This window comes from Flavobacterium sp. 140616W15 (genome assembly GCF_003668995.1).
Classification (GTDB): domain Bacteria; phylum Bacteroidota; class Bacteroidia; order Flavobacteriales; family Flavobacteriaceae; genus Flavobacterium.
Window position 1 is genome coordinate 1,931,557 of sequence record NZ_CP033068.1, and the last position, 16,797, is coordinate 1,948,353.

18 protein-coding genes are annotated in these 16,797 nt (G+C 30.6%); 14 read left to right on the forward strand and 4 right to left on the reverse strand.

The features are described from left to right. Positions 1–29: 29 nt before the first annotated feature. From EAG11_RS08165 to EAG11_RS08175, 3 genes are all read left to right on the forward strand, one after another. On the forward strand, positions 30–2,444 hold the full coding sequence (locus EAG11_RS08165) for an outer membrane beta-barrel family protein (protein ID WP_129538751.1): 2,415 nt from the start codon (positions 30–32) through the stop codon (positions 2,442–2,444). A 9-nt stretch (positions 2,445–2,453) separates the two neighbouring features. Then, the gene (locus EAG11_RS08170; protein WP_129538752.1) at positions 2,454–3,197 is read left to right on the forward strand and encodes a hypothetical protein; all 744 of its coding nucleotides are present in this window, start codon (positions 2,454–2,456) and stop codon (positions 3,195–3,197) included. Positions 3,198–3,289: 92 nt separating this feature from the next. Beyond that, on the forward strand, positions 3,290–4,171 hold the full coding sequence (locus tag EAG11_RS08175) for a diacylglycerol kinase family protein (protein WP_129538753.1): 882 nt from the start codon (positions 3,290–3,292) through the stop codon (positions 4,169–4,171). Positions 4,172–4,266: 95 nt separating this feature from the next. Here the strand turns inward: EAG11_RS08175 and EAG11_RS08180 are convergent, their stop codons facing one another. Then, a complete protein-coding gene (locus EAG11_RS08180; protein WP_129538754.1) occupies positions 4,267–4,965 on the reverse strand; it encodes a DUF1963 domain-containing protein in 699 nt (232 codons plus the stop codon). A gap of 395 nt (positions 4,966–5,360) precedes the next feature. Here EAG11_RS08180 and EAG11_RS08185 point away from each other — a divergent pair, with 395 nt between their 5' ends. After that, entirely contained in the window at positions 5,361–6,155 is a 795-nt protein-coding gene (locus tag EAG11_RS08185) for an AraC family transcriptional regulator (RefSeq protein ID WP_164998671.1), read from the forward strand. A 362-nt stretch (positions 6,156–6,517) separates the two neighbouring features. Here the strand turns inward: EAG11_RS08185 and EAG11_RS08190 are convergent, their stop codons facing one another. Continuing rightward, positions 6,518–7,276 carry a phosphatase PAP2 family protein gene (locus tag EAG11_RS08190; RefSeq protein WP_129538756.1) on the reverse strand — a complete coding sequence of 253 codons (759 nt, stop codon included), beginning with the start codon at positions 7,274–7,276 and terminating at the stop codon, positions 6,518–6,520. Positions 7,277–7,599: 323 nt separating this feature from the next. Between EAG11_RS08190 and EAG11_RS08195 the strand changes: the two genes are divergently transcribed. The 8 genes from EAG11_RS08195 to EAG11_RS22600 all read left to right on the forward strand — a co-directional run bounded on the left by EAG11_RS08195 (position 7,600) and on the right by EAG11_RS22600 (position 13,116). Next, positions 7,600–7,866 carry a hypothetical protein gene (locus EAG11_RS08195; protein WP_129538757.1) on the forward strand — a complete coding sequence of 89 codons (267 nt, stop codon included), beginning with the start codon at positions 7,600–7,602 and terminating at the stop codon, positions 7,864–7,866. A 340-nt stretch (positions 7,867–8,206) separates the two neighbouring features. Continuing rightward, the gene (locus EAG11_RS08200; protein WP_164998672.1) at positions 8,207–8,755 is read left to right on the forward strand and encodes a DUF2199 domain-containing protein; all 549 of its coding nucleotides are present in this window, start codon (positions 8,207–8,209) and stop codon (positions 8,753–8,755) included. A 538-nt stretch (positions 8,756–9,293) separates the two neighbouring features. Beyond that, on the forward strand, positions 9,294–9,707 hold the full coding sequence (locus EAG11_RS08205) for a hypothetical protein (protein WP_129538759.1): 414 nt from the start codon (positions 9,294–9,296) through the stop codon (positions 9,705–9,707). A 217-nt stretch (positions 9,708–9,924) separates the two neighbouring features. Further along, positions 9,925–10,287: a hypothetical protein gene (locus EAG11_RS08210; RefSeq protein ID WP_129538760.1), complete on the forward strand. Its 363-nt coding sequence runs from the start codon at positions 9,925–9,927 to the stop codon at positions 10,285–10,287. Between the two features lie 72 nt (positions 10,288–10,359). After that, positions 10,360–11,379: a TQO small subunit DoxD gene (locus EAG11_RS08215; RefSeq protein WP_129538761.1), complete on the forward strand. Its 1,020-nt coding sequence runs from the start codon at positions 10,360–10,362 to the stop codon at positions 11,377–11,379. 342 nt (positions 11,380–11,721) lie between these two features. Beyond that, on the forward strand, positions 11,722–12,114 hold the full coding sequence (locus tag EAG11_RS08220; protein ID WP_129538762.1) for a VOC family protein: 393 nt from the start codon (positions 11,722–11,724) through the stop codon (positions 12,112–12,114). 301 nt (positions 12,115–12,415) lie between these two features. Then, on the forward strand, positions 12,416–12,826 hold the full coding sequence (locus EAG11_RS22595) for a DUF4328 domain-containing protein (RefSeq protein ID WP_129538763.1): 411 nt from the start codon (positions 12,416–12,418) through the stop codon (positions 12,824–12,826). A 29-nt stretch (positions 12,827–12,855) separates the two neighbouring features. Further along, complete coding sequence (locus EAG11_RS22600) at positions 12,856–13,116, forward strand: DUF4328 domain-containing protein (RefSeq protein WP_164998673.1); 261 nt, start codon at positions 12,856–12,858, stop codon at positions 13,114–13,116. A 20-nt stretch (positions 13,117–13,136) separates the two neighbouring features. Here EAG11_RS22600 and EAG11_RS08235 read toward each other — a convergent pair whose 3' ends face one another. Both EAG11_RS08235 and EAG11_RS08240 read right to left on the reverse strand, forming a co-directional pair. Next, positions 13,137–13,526: a DUF1634 domain-containing protein gene (locus tag EAG11_RS08235; protein WP_242499300.1), complete on the reverse strand. Its 390-nt coding sequence runs from the start codon at positions 13,524–13,526 to the stop codon at positions 13,137–13,139. 4 nt (positions 13,527–13,530) lie between these two features. After that, positions 13,531–14,367 (reverse strand): sulfite exporter TauE/SafE family protein, encoded by an 837-nt coding sequence (locus EAG11_RS08240; protein WP_129538766.1) that lies wholly within the window; start codon positions 14,365–14,367, stop codon positions 13,531–13,533. Positions 14,368–14,722: 355 nt separating this feature from the next. Here EAG11_RS08240 and EAG11_RS08245 point away from each other — a divergent pair, with 355 nt between their 5' ends. Continuing rightward, positions 14,723–15,394 carry a response regulator transcription factor gene (locus EAG11_RS08245; RefSeq protein ID WP_129538767.1) on the forward strand — a complete coding sequence of 224 codons (672 nt, stop codon included), beginning with the start codon at positions 14,723–14,725 and terminating at the stop codon, positions 15,392–15,394. A 2-nt stretch (positions 15,395–15,396) separates the two neighbouring features. Beyond that, on the forward strand, positions 15,397–16,755 hold the full coding sequence (locus EAG11_RS08250) for a HAMP domain-containing sensor histidine kinase (protein WP_129538768.1): 1,359 nt from the start codon (positions 15,397–15,399) through the stop codon (positions 16,753–16,755). Positions 16,756–16,797 lie beyond the last annotated feature (42 nt).

The following is a 16,797-nucleotide window of genomic DNA, read 5'->3' on the forward strand; positions in this document are numbered from 1 at the left end:
TTTTTTGGCAAGCAAATCTCTAAATATCTATGAAAGCAAACATATTTTTGTTGCTTACTTTGGCTTTATTACTAGTTTCAAAGACAACAGCACAAACCAAATCGGTCACTATTTCGGGAATCATAAAGGACAAGAACTTAAAAACATCAATTCCTTATGTCAATATTGTTTTAAAATCATCCAAGAATCAAGCATTTGTTGCTGGAGTAGTTAGCAACGAAGAGGGGCGTTTTACATTTTCAAACATCAACTCTGGAAATTATATACTGGAGATTAGCTTCGTAGGATATAAAACCAAAACACAAGCACTGTTTGTTGGAACTTTATCAGACTATTTGGATTTATCAACCCTAGAACTAGACGAAGATATTAATACGCTAAAAGAAGTAATAATAACGGCATCCAAAACAGATGAAGTAAATGCCAAAATGGATAAAAAAGTCTTTTCTGTAGCCGATAATATTACTCAAAGTGGTGGCTCGGTTTTACAATCTATGCAAAGTCTTCCGGGTGTTACGGTTCAAGACGGAAAAGTACAGTTGAGAGGCAATGACAAAGTAATGGTTTTTATTGATGGGAAACAAACGGCATTAACTGGTTTCGGTAATCAATCGGGTTTGGATAATATTCCTGCTTCGGCTATTGAGAAAATAGAAATTATCAATAATCCTTCGGCTAAATTTGACGCCAATGGGAATGCAGGTATTATCAATATTGTTTACAAAAAAAATAAACAAGAAGGCTTTAACGGAAAAGTAGGTATTGCATCCGGATATGGTGCTTTATGGCAACGTAAATCCAATTTACCTACTATAAGACCTCAATATGAAGTTACTCCTAAAATAAATCCTTCGCTTTCGTTAAATTACCGAAAGAACAAAATAAACACCTATTTACAAGCTGATTATTTATATACCGAAACGCTTAATAAAAATGAATTTGTTACCCGAACGTATGATGATGGTACTGTTGTAAACCAGCAAACAAAAAGAAACCGGGATACTCATTTTACAACGATAAAAACGGGGATTGATTGGAATTATAATGAGCAAAATACATTTGCATTATCTGGTATGTTTGGAAGCGAAAAGATTATCGATAATGGAGATCAACCGTTCTTTAATCATGATTATTCTCAACGCTTGCGCTTATGGCAATTTCTTGAAGATGAATTAAAAACAACTGTAATGCTATCAGCTTCTTACCAACATAAATTTAAAGAAGCGGGGCACAAACTAAATGCTGGAATTAATTATACCTATCATAGAGAAGATGAAAAATATTTCTTTGACAATATTATGCCAACTTTTACTGGGAAAGATTCTTTTAAATTACTTTCTGATGAAAAAGTGATCGATATCAATATTGATTATATTCAACCTTTAAAGTACGGACGTTTTGAAACTGGTTTAAAATTCAGAAATAGAGAAATTCCAACAAACATGCAGTTTTACCCTGGTATAAATTCTCCGCTAGATCCTAATGCTGGTGGCTGGGCGACTTACAAAGAGATTATTCCTGCATTGTATGGTAACTATATATTCGAGAATAATAAAATCGAAGCCGAAATTGGTCTTCGCTTGGAATATGTAAAATTACAGTATGATGTAAATCCTAATCATTCTACTTACAAAAGCGATGGTTACGATTATACACAGCCCTTCCCTAGTGTTCGATTTGGATATAAAATTAATGACAATAATAAGTTGACTGCTTTTTATAACCGTAGAGTCGACAGACCAAGTGAAGTAGATATTCGAATTTTTCCTAAATACGATGATGCCGAAATTATAAAAGTTGGTAACCCTGCACTTAAACCGCAATTCACCACTGCATTTGAGCTTGGTTATAAAGCAACTATTGGCAAAGGTTATTTATTTACATCGCTATACCATCGTTTTGTAAATGGTACAATTAGCCGTATTGCAACAACAGCTCCAAACAGTAATCTTATTTATGCTGTTTTTCAAAATGCAGGTAAAAGTTCTTCTACAGGTATAGAAATAGTATATTCTAAAGAAGTTAATTCGTGGTACTCTTTTAACTTAAATGGAAATGCCTATCAAAATAAAATAGATGCATTTACTGTAACAAATTTATATCCTGTTCCAACAATCTACTTTGCCGAAAAGCAAAAGATTATTTCTGGAAATGCTAAATGGAACAATACTTTTCAATTTAATAAAACGGTTAGCGGTCAATTATCAGCAGTATATCTCGCTCCTGATGTCATTCCGCAGGGAAAGATAAACTCTCGATTCTCAATAGATTTGGGAGCTAAAAAATCAGTTCAAAAAGGGAAAGGCGAAGTATTTATTAATGCAACTGATATCCTAAACACACTTGTAATTAAGAAAGATATACAAGGTAATGGATTTAGCTACAACAGTAGAGATTACTACGAAACACAAGTTGTTCGATTTGGATACAGTTATAAGTTTTAATAACTAAAGATGAAAAAATTACCCGAAATCACTATCGCATTTTGGATTATGAAAATTTGCGCTACAACATTAGGCGAAACTGCTGGAGATTTGATGTCTATGACTCTAAAAATAGGCTATGGAGCAAGTTCAATCATTCTTTTATTTATATTTATGGTTGTACTTTTAGGGCAATTAATTTCCAAAAAGTATATTCCGCCACTTTATTGGGCAGTAATATTAGCAACTAGTACAGCTGGAACAACTATTTCAGATTTTATGGATCGTACTCTTGGTTTAGGTTATGCCAAAGGATCTGCAATATTAATCATACTCTTGTTAGTAGTTCTTTTTCTTTGGAAAAAAACTGAAAGCTCATTAAATGTTACAACTATAAGTAGTTTTCGGGGAGAAATATTTTACTGGACAGCAATCTTATTTTCAAATACTCTAGGAACTGCTTTAGGCGATTTCATCGCTGATGATACAGGGCTAGGTTTTCTTGGTGGAGCTGTTTTAATAGCTACCTTGCTCTTAGTAATAGGTCTGTCATATTATTTTCTTAAAGTCTCACATATTGCATTGTTTTGGTTGGCATTTATCCTAACTCGCCCGTTTGGAGCAACATTTGGAGATCTACTAACGAAACCTATCCAAAAAGGAGGTTTAAATTTGGGGACAATTGGTTCGTCTTTAGTCCTTTTTATTATTCTTTCTAGTTTAATATTTTTTTCTATTTTTAAAAATTCAAAACACAAAATAAATACAATTTAAAATTCAGAATTTGATTTAAAATATTAAGCTATTTTATTGATAAAAAATATTAGATTGCAAACAGTATCTTTACAAAAAAATTAAAAAAACTAATGACATATATCCATTTTATAGTAAACCCAATCTCGGGCAATGGAAAACATAACATATCTGCATCATTCATTCAGAATTATTTCCCAAATAATCAATTTAAAACAGTTGTTGATTATACAAAACATAAAAAACACGCCATCGAATTAACCAAGGCGGCTGTAGCCAATACTCCTGATTATATTGTAGCCTGTGGTGGTGATGGTACGATAAACGAAGTTGCTTCTTGCCTTATTGGTACTTCTATAAAACTAGGAATTATCCCCGTTGGCTCTGGAAATGGTTTAGCTTCGAATTTAAATATCCCAAGAAAATTTGAAAAAGCGGTCGAAATAATCCGAAAAGGAGCTGTTTCTACTATAGATGTGGGTAAAATAAATGACCATTATTTCTTTAGCAATACTGGAATTGGGATCGATGCTTTAATCATAAAGAAATACGAACAATCAGGAAATCGTACGCTTATTGCTTATGTAAAAGCTTCTTTGGCTTCTAGTTTAGAATTTAAAACTCGAAATACGCTATTATCTTTTAATGATAAAAAAATAAATGCAAAACCATTTTTATTATTCATTTCTAATTCTAATGAAATGGGCTATAATATGAGCTTAACGCCAAAAGCCAGTCTTAATGATGGTTGGTTGGATTTAATTATTGTTCCTAAATTATCATTTATCAAAAAGATGGCTTTAGGTTATCATGTATTGCGTAATAGTGTTGAGAAATTTAAAAAAGCAGAACATGCATTGATTCAAAATCTTGATATTGAAGTTCCAGATGTTACTCAGCTGGATGCTCAAATAGATGGAGAATCGCACGTATTGAATACAAATAAAATTAATATATCCATTATTAAAAATGGACTTACCGTTATTACAGATTAAAGAGATTTCCATATTCATCAAGCAGCATTCATAAAACTGAATGCTGCCTATTGAGATTAGTACACGCATAAAGCTACTACTAAAATAAAAAGCTTCTAATAAAAATCACAATAGTATTTCCATTCATTCGTTTTTGAGTTTTTAGCTAAAAAAATAGTACCGCTATCTACAATATTCAAATTTGCTTTTTCGTCTGTAGAAATTTGTATCAAAAACTCAAAATCATCTCCAAAAAACACTCCCGATTGACAAAATGTTGGATAACCTCCTACTTTGTGTCCATAGTTGTTTTCGACTATATCATAATAGTCTTCTATTTCACCTGAATCTTCAAGTTCTATAATTCTATCTTCTATTTCTTCAGGTATTCCGCCACCATCCCAAACTGGATAATCTGCAGTTATAATTTGCGGTTGCAATGGGAATTCTTTTAAATATGAACCTTCATTTCTCAAATCTTTTACAACCAATTCGTCTGTATTCTTATACTCTCTAATTAACCAGTTATTACCATTCTCTGTTAAATCTGCTGGCAAATCGGCAGCTATAAAAACTGTAATTACTTTTGTTTGAGATAAAGCACTTGGAACAAAAGGAAGTCCATCTAAACAAAGCTGTATTAGAGGTAACATTAAATTGCCATTAGTATCTTTTGGAATTTCTTCATTTTCTGCGTAGAGATAAACACGTCCAATCCAGCTTTCAGAAATTGAATTTGTTGGTTTAAATCCTCCTGTAATAAATGTAGTAGCTTTTTTAGCAAGCTCGCTCTTTATTAATTCTACGTTGGTCATCTTTTTTAAATAGTGAATGATTACGTAAATATATTTAGAAATTGATAGAAGTTACAACCTTATTATAATTTTTTATTCTATAAATAAATGTTCATATCTAAATGAAGATTCTATCCCAGATAGCAGTATTCTCTAACTCTCTTTATCAGAAAAAGATATAGTGGATAGCAAGAAAAATTCCTTGTTGTTTTTTTAATGAGATACAGCCAAAGAAACAATATTTCTAAGTATTTAATAATGATTGTCTAATAAAGACAATTTGATTAATATAATTTTCAGAACCTAAAAATATCAAACCCCTTTTTGACTATATTTGAAGCCCAAATCGATTTAAAAACAACTATTATTTCATTGTATTTATGGATCTAAAACTTTTTGTTCCCCAAAATAAATTGTTGAAAAATTATATCGATTATTTTTATATTCTCAAAAAATCTCCTGATTCTGAAAACGTACGTTACTATACTTTTCCTTATGTAAATTCTATAGTCTCTATTAATCAATATCCGGAGTTCATATTTGAAAACAACAAACTAACCGTCGGAAAAAACAGTAACAATCCTTTACTTGCTACCTTAATATGCGGTTATACGAAACCTATCGAAATTAATATTCCGGGATATATTCATGAAATAACCATTAGCTTTAAACCATTAGGAATAAATGCTTTTTTAGAAAAAAACCTAAACTTTTATACGGGAAAATCTTTTTCTTACTTTAATCCTTTTAATGATTTTACTGCATCTATGTCGGAAATCATGAATACTACTTTGGGAGAAGAGAAAATAAAAAAATTAGAGCAATACCTCATCAGTAAATTTAAAGGGTTCAGTCACCCTTTTTTAGGTTCTATGCTTGCAGACATGCAACACACTGAAGGTAATTATACAATTAAAAACCTTGCCGATAAATATAAAATTAGCCGTAAAACATTGTGTAAACATTTTGAAATACATATTGGAAAAACGCCTTCTGAACTTCGAAAAATTATTAGGTTTCGCCAAGCCATGCATCAACAAATGAATGATCGCGCGAAGATTAATTTTTCAGATATTACCTATCAGCTTGATTTCTTTGACCAATCACATCTCATCAAAGATTTTAAATCAATAACAGGTTTTACACCAAAAACTTTCTTCAATAAAATAACCTCTCATGAAGATGGAATTATTAATTGGTTGTATATATAATTACGCTAAGGTTACATTTTTACAATTTTAGATAAATCCAACTAGATATTTTTGTTAGATAATTCTCATCTTTTATAATAACAATAAGTATGCTTGTAACATTAATTACGTTCTTGTTTAGAATTATCTTAAATCTGTTTTAGAACAAAAAAAATTTAAAACAGGTTATTTCCAAAAACGCATACAAATTTAACCTCATAATAGACCAGAAAACCAGTAGATTGAAAAAATGCAAAAATAGAACCGCGCTATTTTTGCATTATTATTTTATGGAGGTGTCTAATAAATTTCTTAAAATAAAGTAAGTTCGTTTAAGATTCACATATAAAATTAATATAGTTTAAAACGGTAATCAAGATATTTTAAAATGCCATTGCAAACCCAAATCCTATTTGTTTGCCATTATAAAAAGGAGTTATTACCGAAGAAACATTTTTCTCTTTCTCACCAAAAATCTTCTTAGTAACATAAGGACTAATCCAATAAGCAATTTTTGTGCTCATTATCCCGATCCCTGCTCCTGCTGCAACATCAGTGAGCCAATGTCGGTCATTAACCATCCTAAAAACTCCTGTTCCTGTAGCAATGGCATAACCTGCAATACCATACCATATCGATTTGTCTTTGTACTCCTGATACAGGAATTCGGCTCCTGCAAAAGCTGTTGCAGTATGTCCCGAAGGAAATGAATTGTTAGAGCTCCCATCTGGTCTTTCGACTTTGGTAATAGATTTAAGGCCTAATATTGTAGCCGTCATAATTACATAAGACGTACCCAATATTATAGTTCTGTCTTTTAAATTATTCTTTCCTTCAACACCAAATCCATTCAAAGCATAAACAGAAACTGCCGGAGCATATTGCGAAAAATCATCAATGGTTATTTTCTTATCAATATCCTCTTTTACTTCATTATGAATTTGTGAATTAAATCCTTTTAACTGATCGCTTTCAAGGCCTATAAGTCCATAACCAATTAAAACGCCTGGAATAATAAGCTGTTTGTAATTGAATTTCAAATTCTGTACCGTATCGTTTTTTACAGCTACAGTATCTTTTACAGTATCTTGAGCTTTAAGAGTTAGAACGCTCAACAATGAAAATAGAATGATTTTTAGCATTTTTTAAAAGATTATAAATTAATAATACACAAGTGAATAAATAAACAAGCGTAATTTTTCTTCATAACAACTATTTAAAATGTTTTGGGTTTTATAAATTCAATGCTAAATATTAAACAATACCTATATTATATTACAAATTTCATATCCAATTTTGAATAAATTCTGCATTTTGAATAAACTCTCCTATCTTTTTAATTAATATCTTCGCTAAGTCCTAAATCATATAACAACTATTGCATGAAATTTATTTAAATGAAAGAAGATAGCAATTGGTTAATCAGAAGTATAAATACTGTAATTCCTTTAAGAACAAAAACTAAATGAGGAAACAAAAAAAAGAGTGGATATCGTTTATAATTTTAGTTACTATCATTTATGCTATTTACATATGCTTCAATCCTAATAAAATCAATACAGAAGACCTCGTAGAGATAAAAGCTCAATTTCGAGAAAAACCAACTTATTCTGAATCTACAGGTGATAATATTCCTGAGATTAGTTTTAAAGTAATCGAAGACTCTTATTCCTACTATATAAAAGGATGCGGTTTAAAAAATTTAAGCTTGATTGACAAAAAAACATTCTAAACTCAGTTGCTTACGATTCTGTAATATTTAAGGTAAAAAAACAAAATTCCTTTTATGAAAGATTAAGAAATGAAAAGGAGGTATTTGAATTTAAAAAAATAAAAATGGTTTGAATTTTATGACATTAAAAGGACATAATTCTTGCGAAAAATCAGCTTGGAAAGAAATAGCTCTAATTACTATTTTGCTAATTATAGCATTGGTCTTTGGATTAATAGCTACAAAAAAAGAATAACATAAATCTTTCCATTCAGACCTTAAGTATGATTTCTATTAAATTAATATCTTCGCTAGACTAGAATCCCAGCTCAATCAATAACAAAACCTAATAGCATACAAATTGAAATTAATTCCTTTTTTAAATACCGAAACAAACAAAACAGCCTATAAATGCGAATGTTGTGATGTAATTTATAATGACCTTCCGCTTTGTTTTGGCTCTGGTTATCCCGAATATTATTTCTCAATTCCTCCTGAAGAAAGAGAACAAAGAATTCAACTTGATGAAAGTTTATGTGTTATCGATGATAAATACTTTTTTCATCGTGGCAGATTGACAATTCCTATCATTGACCATTATGAAGATTTAGCTTTTGATATTTGGACATCTATTAGTGCTGAGAATTTTGAAACTAGAATTAATTTGTGGGAAGATGAAAACCGCACCAAACAAGAGCCTTATTTTGGCTGGTTACAGACTATGGTTCCTAATTACGGAGAAACACTAAGTTTAAAAACAATTGCTATCGAACAAGAACTTGGATTTATTCCTGAGATTAAATGTATCGAAGAAAATCATCCATTAACAATTGATCAGGAAAACGGAATAACATATGAAAGAGCAATAGAAATGGTTGAAAATATATTGAGAGAATCACATAATCTATAGTAAACTGAGATAAATCTTAATTTAAAAAATGAAAAGAATTCTATTATTTCTAATATTCTTACTCTTTGTATCATGCAATGAATCCGAACTGAGGATACAAAGAATTAAATCAGGATTCATAAATAAACCAGGGATATATTCTGTTTTTCAACGAGATCTTAAAACTAAAAAAAAAATCTAAAACAATTTAAAGATGGGTCTATAATATTTGCAATAACAGATATTCATAATAAAATATTGTTTCAACAAAATCTAAACCAAACTTTTAGTCCTTACCATTATTGGTGCTTCTATGTTGATGAACATGCCAATGTATGGTTTTATAATTCTGATTATTCTTCTTCAGAAGCTATTATATTCAATCCAAAAACGGAACTATATGAGATTAAGGATTTTTGTAGAACAAAACTATTATTACCAAAAGAATTTAGAAAGGAATTAGAGCTCAAAAGTACATTCACAAATTGTAAATCATTCAATTAATCGAAAAATGATTTTAAGCTGACCCTATAAAACAACCTCATCCTAAACTAGCTCCATGAAAACAAACCATGTATTTTATATTACAATCATCCTGTTCTCATTACTGTTTACATCATGTATAGAACAGAATTCCGATGATCCGAATGAAGCATATCAATTATGGTCTGGACGTGAACCCGAAAAGGATGTAAAAATACTAAATGGACAATATTGGCGGTCAGCTCATTTTACATATGAATATTATGTGTATTTAGAATTATATACAACACCTGAATGGCTTAAAAATTTTATTAAAATAAACAAACTAGAAGTTCACACCTCAGAAATTTATTTACCCGATGATACTCCTTCTTGGTTTCAACCCAAAATCGGCTTAAAGGCTTTTTCATCTCCCGAAGATCTACAAGGTTCAATTTATTTTATAGATTTAAAAACTAGGTATTTACTTTTTCATGAAATCCAATTATAAAAAATCTATTTTGGATAACTTTAAGCTTTAGGTCAACGCATTAAAATTTCTAATTAAATTTTTCATGTAAAGATACCAAGTCGTTAAGTTACCAACACTTTCTCTATGTCTTTGCTCCTTTGCGAGAGATATATTCAGTAAAATATTTAAAGTGTTTTTTTACTTAATGCTTTTATACTTTAGCAAAAAGAAAAACAAAAGCATATCTTTGGAAAATATGAAAAGCAAACGAACCTATCCTAAAAAAATGCGACTTGTCGTAATACTACTTGCTGTAGTGTTTGCGCTTGCTCCGTGTTCGGTAAAAAGTTCTTTGTTTTCAGTTTTTGATATTGAGTACTTCCAGACGCTTAATAAGAACCAAACTACCCCAACAGGAGTTTCTTATTGCGAAGTACAAGAATCAAGCGTTAATCAATCTGAAAATAGCATTGAGAAGCTTAAGAAACAAATTCCTGTTTTACCCATTTCTATTTCTCAAAATCAAATTTTATTAGCAACAGCATTACATAAAAAACATATTTATGTAAATGTTGCCACTGTAAACACTCCCCTTTGTATATTTTATACAAACGATTAAAATCCGATTTGGCATAATCCCAAACAATCGCGTTTTATTTATTATCGTTTTTTAAAATTAAAATATACACTTATGAAAAATATTCATACGAATCAGTCATATAATTTGGCTGGTCTTTTTACGCTTTCTATTAGGCTTGTTATTGGTTGGACATACTTTTCTGCGTTTTGGAGAAGGCTTATTCTCGAGAACAAACTAATCCAAGATGAAGCAGGATATATTGGTGAAAAATTCAATCATTTCCTTCCCAATGCTTTAGGAATAAAACCCATAATCGAATATTTAGTTACAAATCCCGAAGCGCTCTGGTGGTCTATGGTTAGTTTCACCATTATCGAAGCTATTGTAGGATTACTAATTATGTTAGGATTCTTTACCCGATTAATGAGCTTTGGAGTATTTAATTTAGCCATGGGAATTTTATTAGGTTCTGGCTGGATTGGTACCACTTGCTTAGACGAATGGCAAATTGGAGTTTTAGGAATTGCTTGTGGATTTACTCTCTTTTTAAGCGGAAGCGGTTCTTATTCTCTAGACAATTACTTCATGAATAAAAATTATGGTTTCACTAAAACAAAATGGTTCTCATGGCTTGGTTCAGGACCACTTTCTATTCCTAAGCTTAAACCAATTGTTCTAGTTGGATCATTACTAATATTAGCACTTACATTATTTACGAATCAATACTTTCACGGTGGCGTATTTGGAAAATTGCATAACAAATCGGTAAAGCCTAAAGTAGAAATTAGCGATGCAACTATAAAAAATAATGCCTTACAATTTCAAATATATCGTACAGAAGGTGTTGATGTTTATGGTTCGTTTTTAATTGGAATTCAGCTAAAGAATGAACAAGGAGAAATTATCTTGGATTTAAAAGGAGAAGATTTGGCTAAATTTCCTAAAAAAGACATAGCCAACAAATACGTTACAAAAGTAAAACCTGGTAAACACAGTTTGATAATTCCGCTTGGCGCAAAAGCAATTCTGAATTTTGATTTAACGAATTATCATTTGCAAAAAAACACTAATTATACTATAATCCTCACCGACATTAGCGGAACAGAATGGACTAGTAAAGTGACTAATTAATGTGTAAATAATTTTAGGTTTGGCGGAATGGTAACTTATTTTTTATTTGTATTTTCGTACATTAAAAAATCTATATTTCTATTCCGTCAAGCTTTTTCTAATTTAGATGTATTGGTCTTAACTATTATAAATTCGTTATTTAAAATTAATCTCAACGCATAGAAATATAGATTTTGTACTCTCGAAAAGACGTATCACTTATTCAAAAATACAAAGCTAGAGCTAGCTATGTGGAAGAAATATATTTCTTTTTGTATTCTATTTTACGTATAAAAACTATGTTTCTATGTGTTTAATGAGATACACTTAACACATTATTATAAAAATTAAAAAAAATTAAAAATGGTAAAATTCGGTTATACAATATTATATGTTAACGATGTAAGTAAATCAATTTCATTTTATGAAAATGCCTTTGGTTTTACGAGAAAATTTATAACTCCCGAAAATGATTACGGAGAACTTAGTACTGGGGAAACTACAATTTCATTTGCATCAAAAGAATTAGCTAATTCTAATTTAAAAAAAGGTTTTATAGAAAGTGATTTAACCAATAAACCTTTTGCTACCGAATTGGGTTTTATAACCGATAATGTAGAAGAAGTACTTGTAAAATCTAAAGAAGCTGGCGCTGCCATTTTGCAAGAAGCAAAGCAAAAACCTTGGGGACAAACGGTTGCTTATATAAGAGATATTGATGGGTTTTTAATCGAGATTTGTACTCCGATGGGGTAAATATTAGTAACAAAAAATTTTAATTCATCAATCAATTACTCACAAAATAGCCACAATCTTGTCACCCTGACGAAGGAAGGGTCTCATCAAGTAGCTCTACAAAAATTATGGAGTTTCTTACGGAGATTTACTACGTCTATTCACTACCGCTCGAGTCTCTTTCATCGGAATGACAAAATTATCTAAAATCAAGTTATTTCAAAACATAAATTTGAATAACAAATAAATTTAACTAGTAATTATAATACAAAATAGAATATATTCGCTCTGTTAAAAAACCAACCAAACCAAAGTGAAAATAATGGAAGAATTAAGACCTAATGAGCAAAGGGCAAAAAATGCAATGTTATTAATATGGATTGTTTTATCAATTAATATTGTTTCATTAATTTCAAACTTTCTACAATACAATTTACTTCATACTGTAGCAAATGGAGGTTTTATAACTCCAGATGAAGCAAATGCAAATGATAGCACCCAACAAATTATTCTAATCATTTACTTGATTTTTTTCATTATTTCTGGAGTCACTTTTATACAATGGTTTAGACGTGCTTATTATAATCTTCATTTAAAAGTTGACAACTTATCACATAGCGAAGGCTGGGCAGCAGGATGTTGGTTTGTTCCAATTATATCTCTATATAGACCGCTACAAATAATGAAAGAACTATATAATGATAGCGATTTTTACTTATCTAAAAAGGAATAAACATTGGTAAAAATTTCACAACTGGAGCATTGACTCTATGGTGGACACTCTGGATTATTAATAATGTCCTAGGACAAATCATTTATAGATATACCGCAGATGCAACATCTATAGATCAATTAACTACAAGTACAATTCTGAATATTATAGATAAAGTTATCGAAATACCATTGGCTTTAATTACTATAAAAATTATCAAAGATTATTCTCAAATTGAGCCATTATTGATTGAAACTGAAGAGAGTAAAAAACAGCTAGAACCAACACCCATTTTGGTAGAGTCAAATTAGTTATGTCTTCTTTAAAACCATCAATGAGAAAATCCTAAAGAAACACTTACCAGAATAATAAAAATTACAATTAGAGTAATTACTACGTACAAATAATCTTTCTCTAATAAAAAAGAGAATAGTGATAATAATACACGTAATACTGGAGTAAGAAAAAGTAGTATTACTCCAAAAAAGATTATTGATTCACCATTACCTTGAATAACTCCGTTATAAATCGCTTTAATTACTTCAAAGATGTTTCTGTCATTTTCTTTAAATACCGAATAGTCTTCGATATCACCGCCATGATTCATTAAATAAATAATTCCACCAATAAAAGCTACTGATAATGAAATCCATACTCCGTAACGCAATAAGTTCCCTATAATGGATTGAAAATCTTTTTCTCCAAATTTTTCGTGTGTCATAACCTTAGATTTTTCCATTAAGTCCATTATAAATCATATTTATTGCAAGCACAAAAATAAGACAGGCAAAAAAGATACGAAGCTTTTTAGGATTTGTTTTAACTAATAATTTGGCTCCAGCCATAGCTCCAAATAATACGCCTATAACTACAGGCATACATATTCCTGGTTCGATATACCCCTTTTGGATATAAATTACAGAACTCGCCATTGCTGTAACTCCCATCATAAAATTACTGGTTGTGGTAGAAACCTTAAACGGAATTCGCATGATATTATCCATTGCAATTACTTTAAAAGCACCAGAGCCTATTCCTAATAATCCTGACATCATACCAGCAATTCCCATCATACTAAATCCTCCCACAACATTTTTTGTTCCATAGCTAATCACTTCTCCATCATGTGCAGGATAAGTTCCTTGCAATTTCAGTTTTTTAGCCAATGGACTTGACTCTAAAACAATATGCTCTTCCTTTTTTCGTAATGAATTAATAGCCGAAAAAATTAATGTGAGTCCAAATAAAACAGCAATAAAAGATGTTGGTGCAATTGTAGAAAGTAGTGCCCCGCCAACAGCACCAATAGTAGTTGCAATCTCAAGAAAAATTCCCAAACGCATATTGGTAATTCCCTCTCTAACATACGCAGCAGCAGAACCCGATGAAGTTGCAATTACCGATACCAGAGCAGCTCCAATCGCATAATGGATATCGACTCCTAAAACAACTGTTAATAATGGTATAATGATTATTCCTCCGCCTAAACCTGATAATGAGCCTATAAAACCTGCTAAAAAAGCACCAAAAAGCATAATCAAAGTAAATGTAAGTACTGTCATTCGAATGTATTTATATCGCCCCTAATTTACGAATTGATATTAATTATTTGAGAATTCTGTTTCATAACAAAATATTAAAAAACCCTATCCCTTCCGTTTTAATAGTAGATTCCCGTAATTAAGTGTTATTTTTGATAATCATTTTAAAATGTTTTATGATGAACGTTGTCTAAAAATGGAACGCGGATGACGCGGATTCGCCAAGGCGAAAAAACGGAAAAAAACGAATTTTAAAACTGATAGAAAGAAAAAGAATCTGTCTTTATCAGCGTCTTTACGTTAGTAAATCCGCGTCATCCGCATCCCATCTTACACAATCTTTGTCATTAAAATAAATACAAGAAACAACTATCATATGAATGTTTTACTCATCGAGGACGATAAACGCATAAGCGAATTTATAGTAAAGGGTCTGGAAGAAAATAACTTCACAGTGCATTTAGCAGAAACTGGTGAAATTGCCAGAGACTTACTTCAGGAAAACACTTGGGATATTATCTTAATGGATATTATGCTTCCGGGCATTGATGGTATTCAGTTAACCAAATTAATGCGTTTTAAAAAAATCCATACTCCCATATTGATGCTTAGTGCACTTAGTAATACCGATGATAAAGTGAATGCTTTAGATTCTGGAGCCGATGATTATCTTGTGAAGCCTTTTCATTTTCAGGAGCTAATTTCCAGAGTCAATGCATTAACCCGAAGAACAAAATTTAATTATAACAAGGTCGAAACATTATACACCTGCGGGAGCTTAACAATAAACCCTGAAGAACATAAAGTTACCGAGAACAATCAACCAATTGATTTATCGCCAAGAGAATATAAACTGCTATTGTTTTTATTAGAAAACAGAAATAAAGTAATGTCAAGAACCCAAATATTAAATGCCGTTTGGGGAATTAATTATGATAATAATACCAATGTGGTTGATGTTTATATTTCTTACTTAAGAAACAAAATAGAACAAAACCATAAATTTATCCATACCATAAAAGGAACAGGATATATGATTAAAGAATAGTTATGAAAATACGCAACCGATTTACATTAATATCTTCATTTACGTTTAGCATAGTATTTATAATTGCTTCGATTATAACATACTTATCGTTTTACAGCTATTCAGAAAAGATAATGTACAACGAACTTCAAAAAACATGTTTACTTACTGGAATCTTCTATTTAGAAAAAGATGAATTGCCAGAAAATCAACATTTAATCATTGGACAGCAATTCAAAGAAAATTCTCTTGAGATAGTAACCCGTGTTTACAACAAGCAAAACGAAATTGTTTATGGTGAAAAAGAACATGATAAAAATATAACTATTCAAAGACTAGATTATATTCGGAAGAATAGGAAATTAAGTTTTAAATCAAATCACCACTTTTATTTCGGAAGCTATTACCGTGACAATCAAGGTGATTTTGTTGTTTTTGTTAAGAAAAATGATATTGAATTTAAAACTATCACCAACCGATTGTTAATTATCATGGTGCTGGTTTTACTCATTGGACTCATACTAATATACATGGTTAGCCGTAAGTTATCAAACCTTGCTTACAGTCCAATTAAAAACATTGTAGATCAGGTAAACGAAATCGAGGCTTCGTCACTAGACCGACATATTATATCTCCAAATACCAAAGACGAAATACAAGAACTTATAGAAACCTATAATAATTTATTTAAGCGTTTATCGGATACATTTGTAATTCAAAAAAACTTCATCAATTATGTTTCTCACGAATTTAAAACACCTTTAACAGCTATATCTGGAAATTTAGAAGTATTTGCACAAAAAGAAAGAACAAGTGCTGAGTACAAAGAAATGTCTGAAAAAGTATTAGAAAATGTATATCAAATAGAAGATACTCTCAATACACTTATGATGTTGTCCGGACTTAGAGACAATACCGAACTTAATGAAGTTTTTAGAGTTGATGAACTCGTATGGGATATTAATGACCAGTTACCAGATGTACATAAACTAAAGGATTCTCAAATTCAAATCGCACTAGAAGTTACTAATGACAAATTACTTTCGATAAAAGGAAATAGTAACGAAATAAAAATTGCTTTGTATAATATCATAGAGAATGCCGTGAAATACTCGAATGGTAATCCTATAAAAATAAGCTTATTACAACAGGATAATCAATTAAAAATAGTAATCAAAGACCACGGTACAGGCATTAGTGAAAACGACTTAAAGTTTATCAAACAAACCTTTTATAGAGGCAAAAATGTCGATGATATAAAAGGCAGTGGTGTAGGACTTTCTTTGGCAAACATTATCTTCAAGCAAAATAATATTCATTTTGCAATTACTTCAAAAAAAGATGAAGGAACAACGGTAACATTGCTATTTCCGCCACTCTAATCGTTTTCTAATGTTAGTCTAATCCTCTTTTAATATATATCA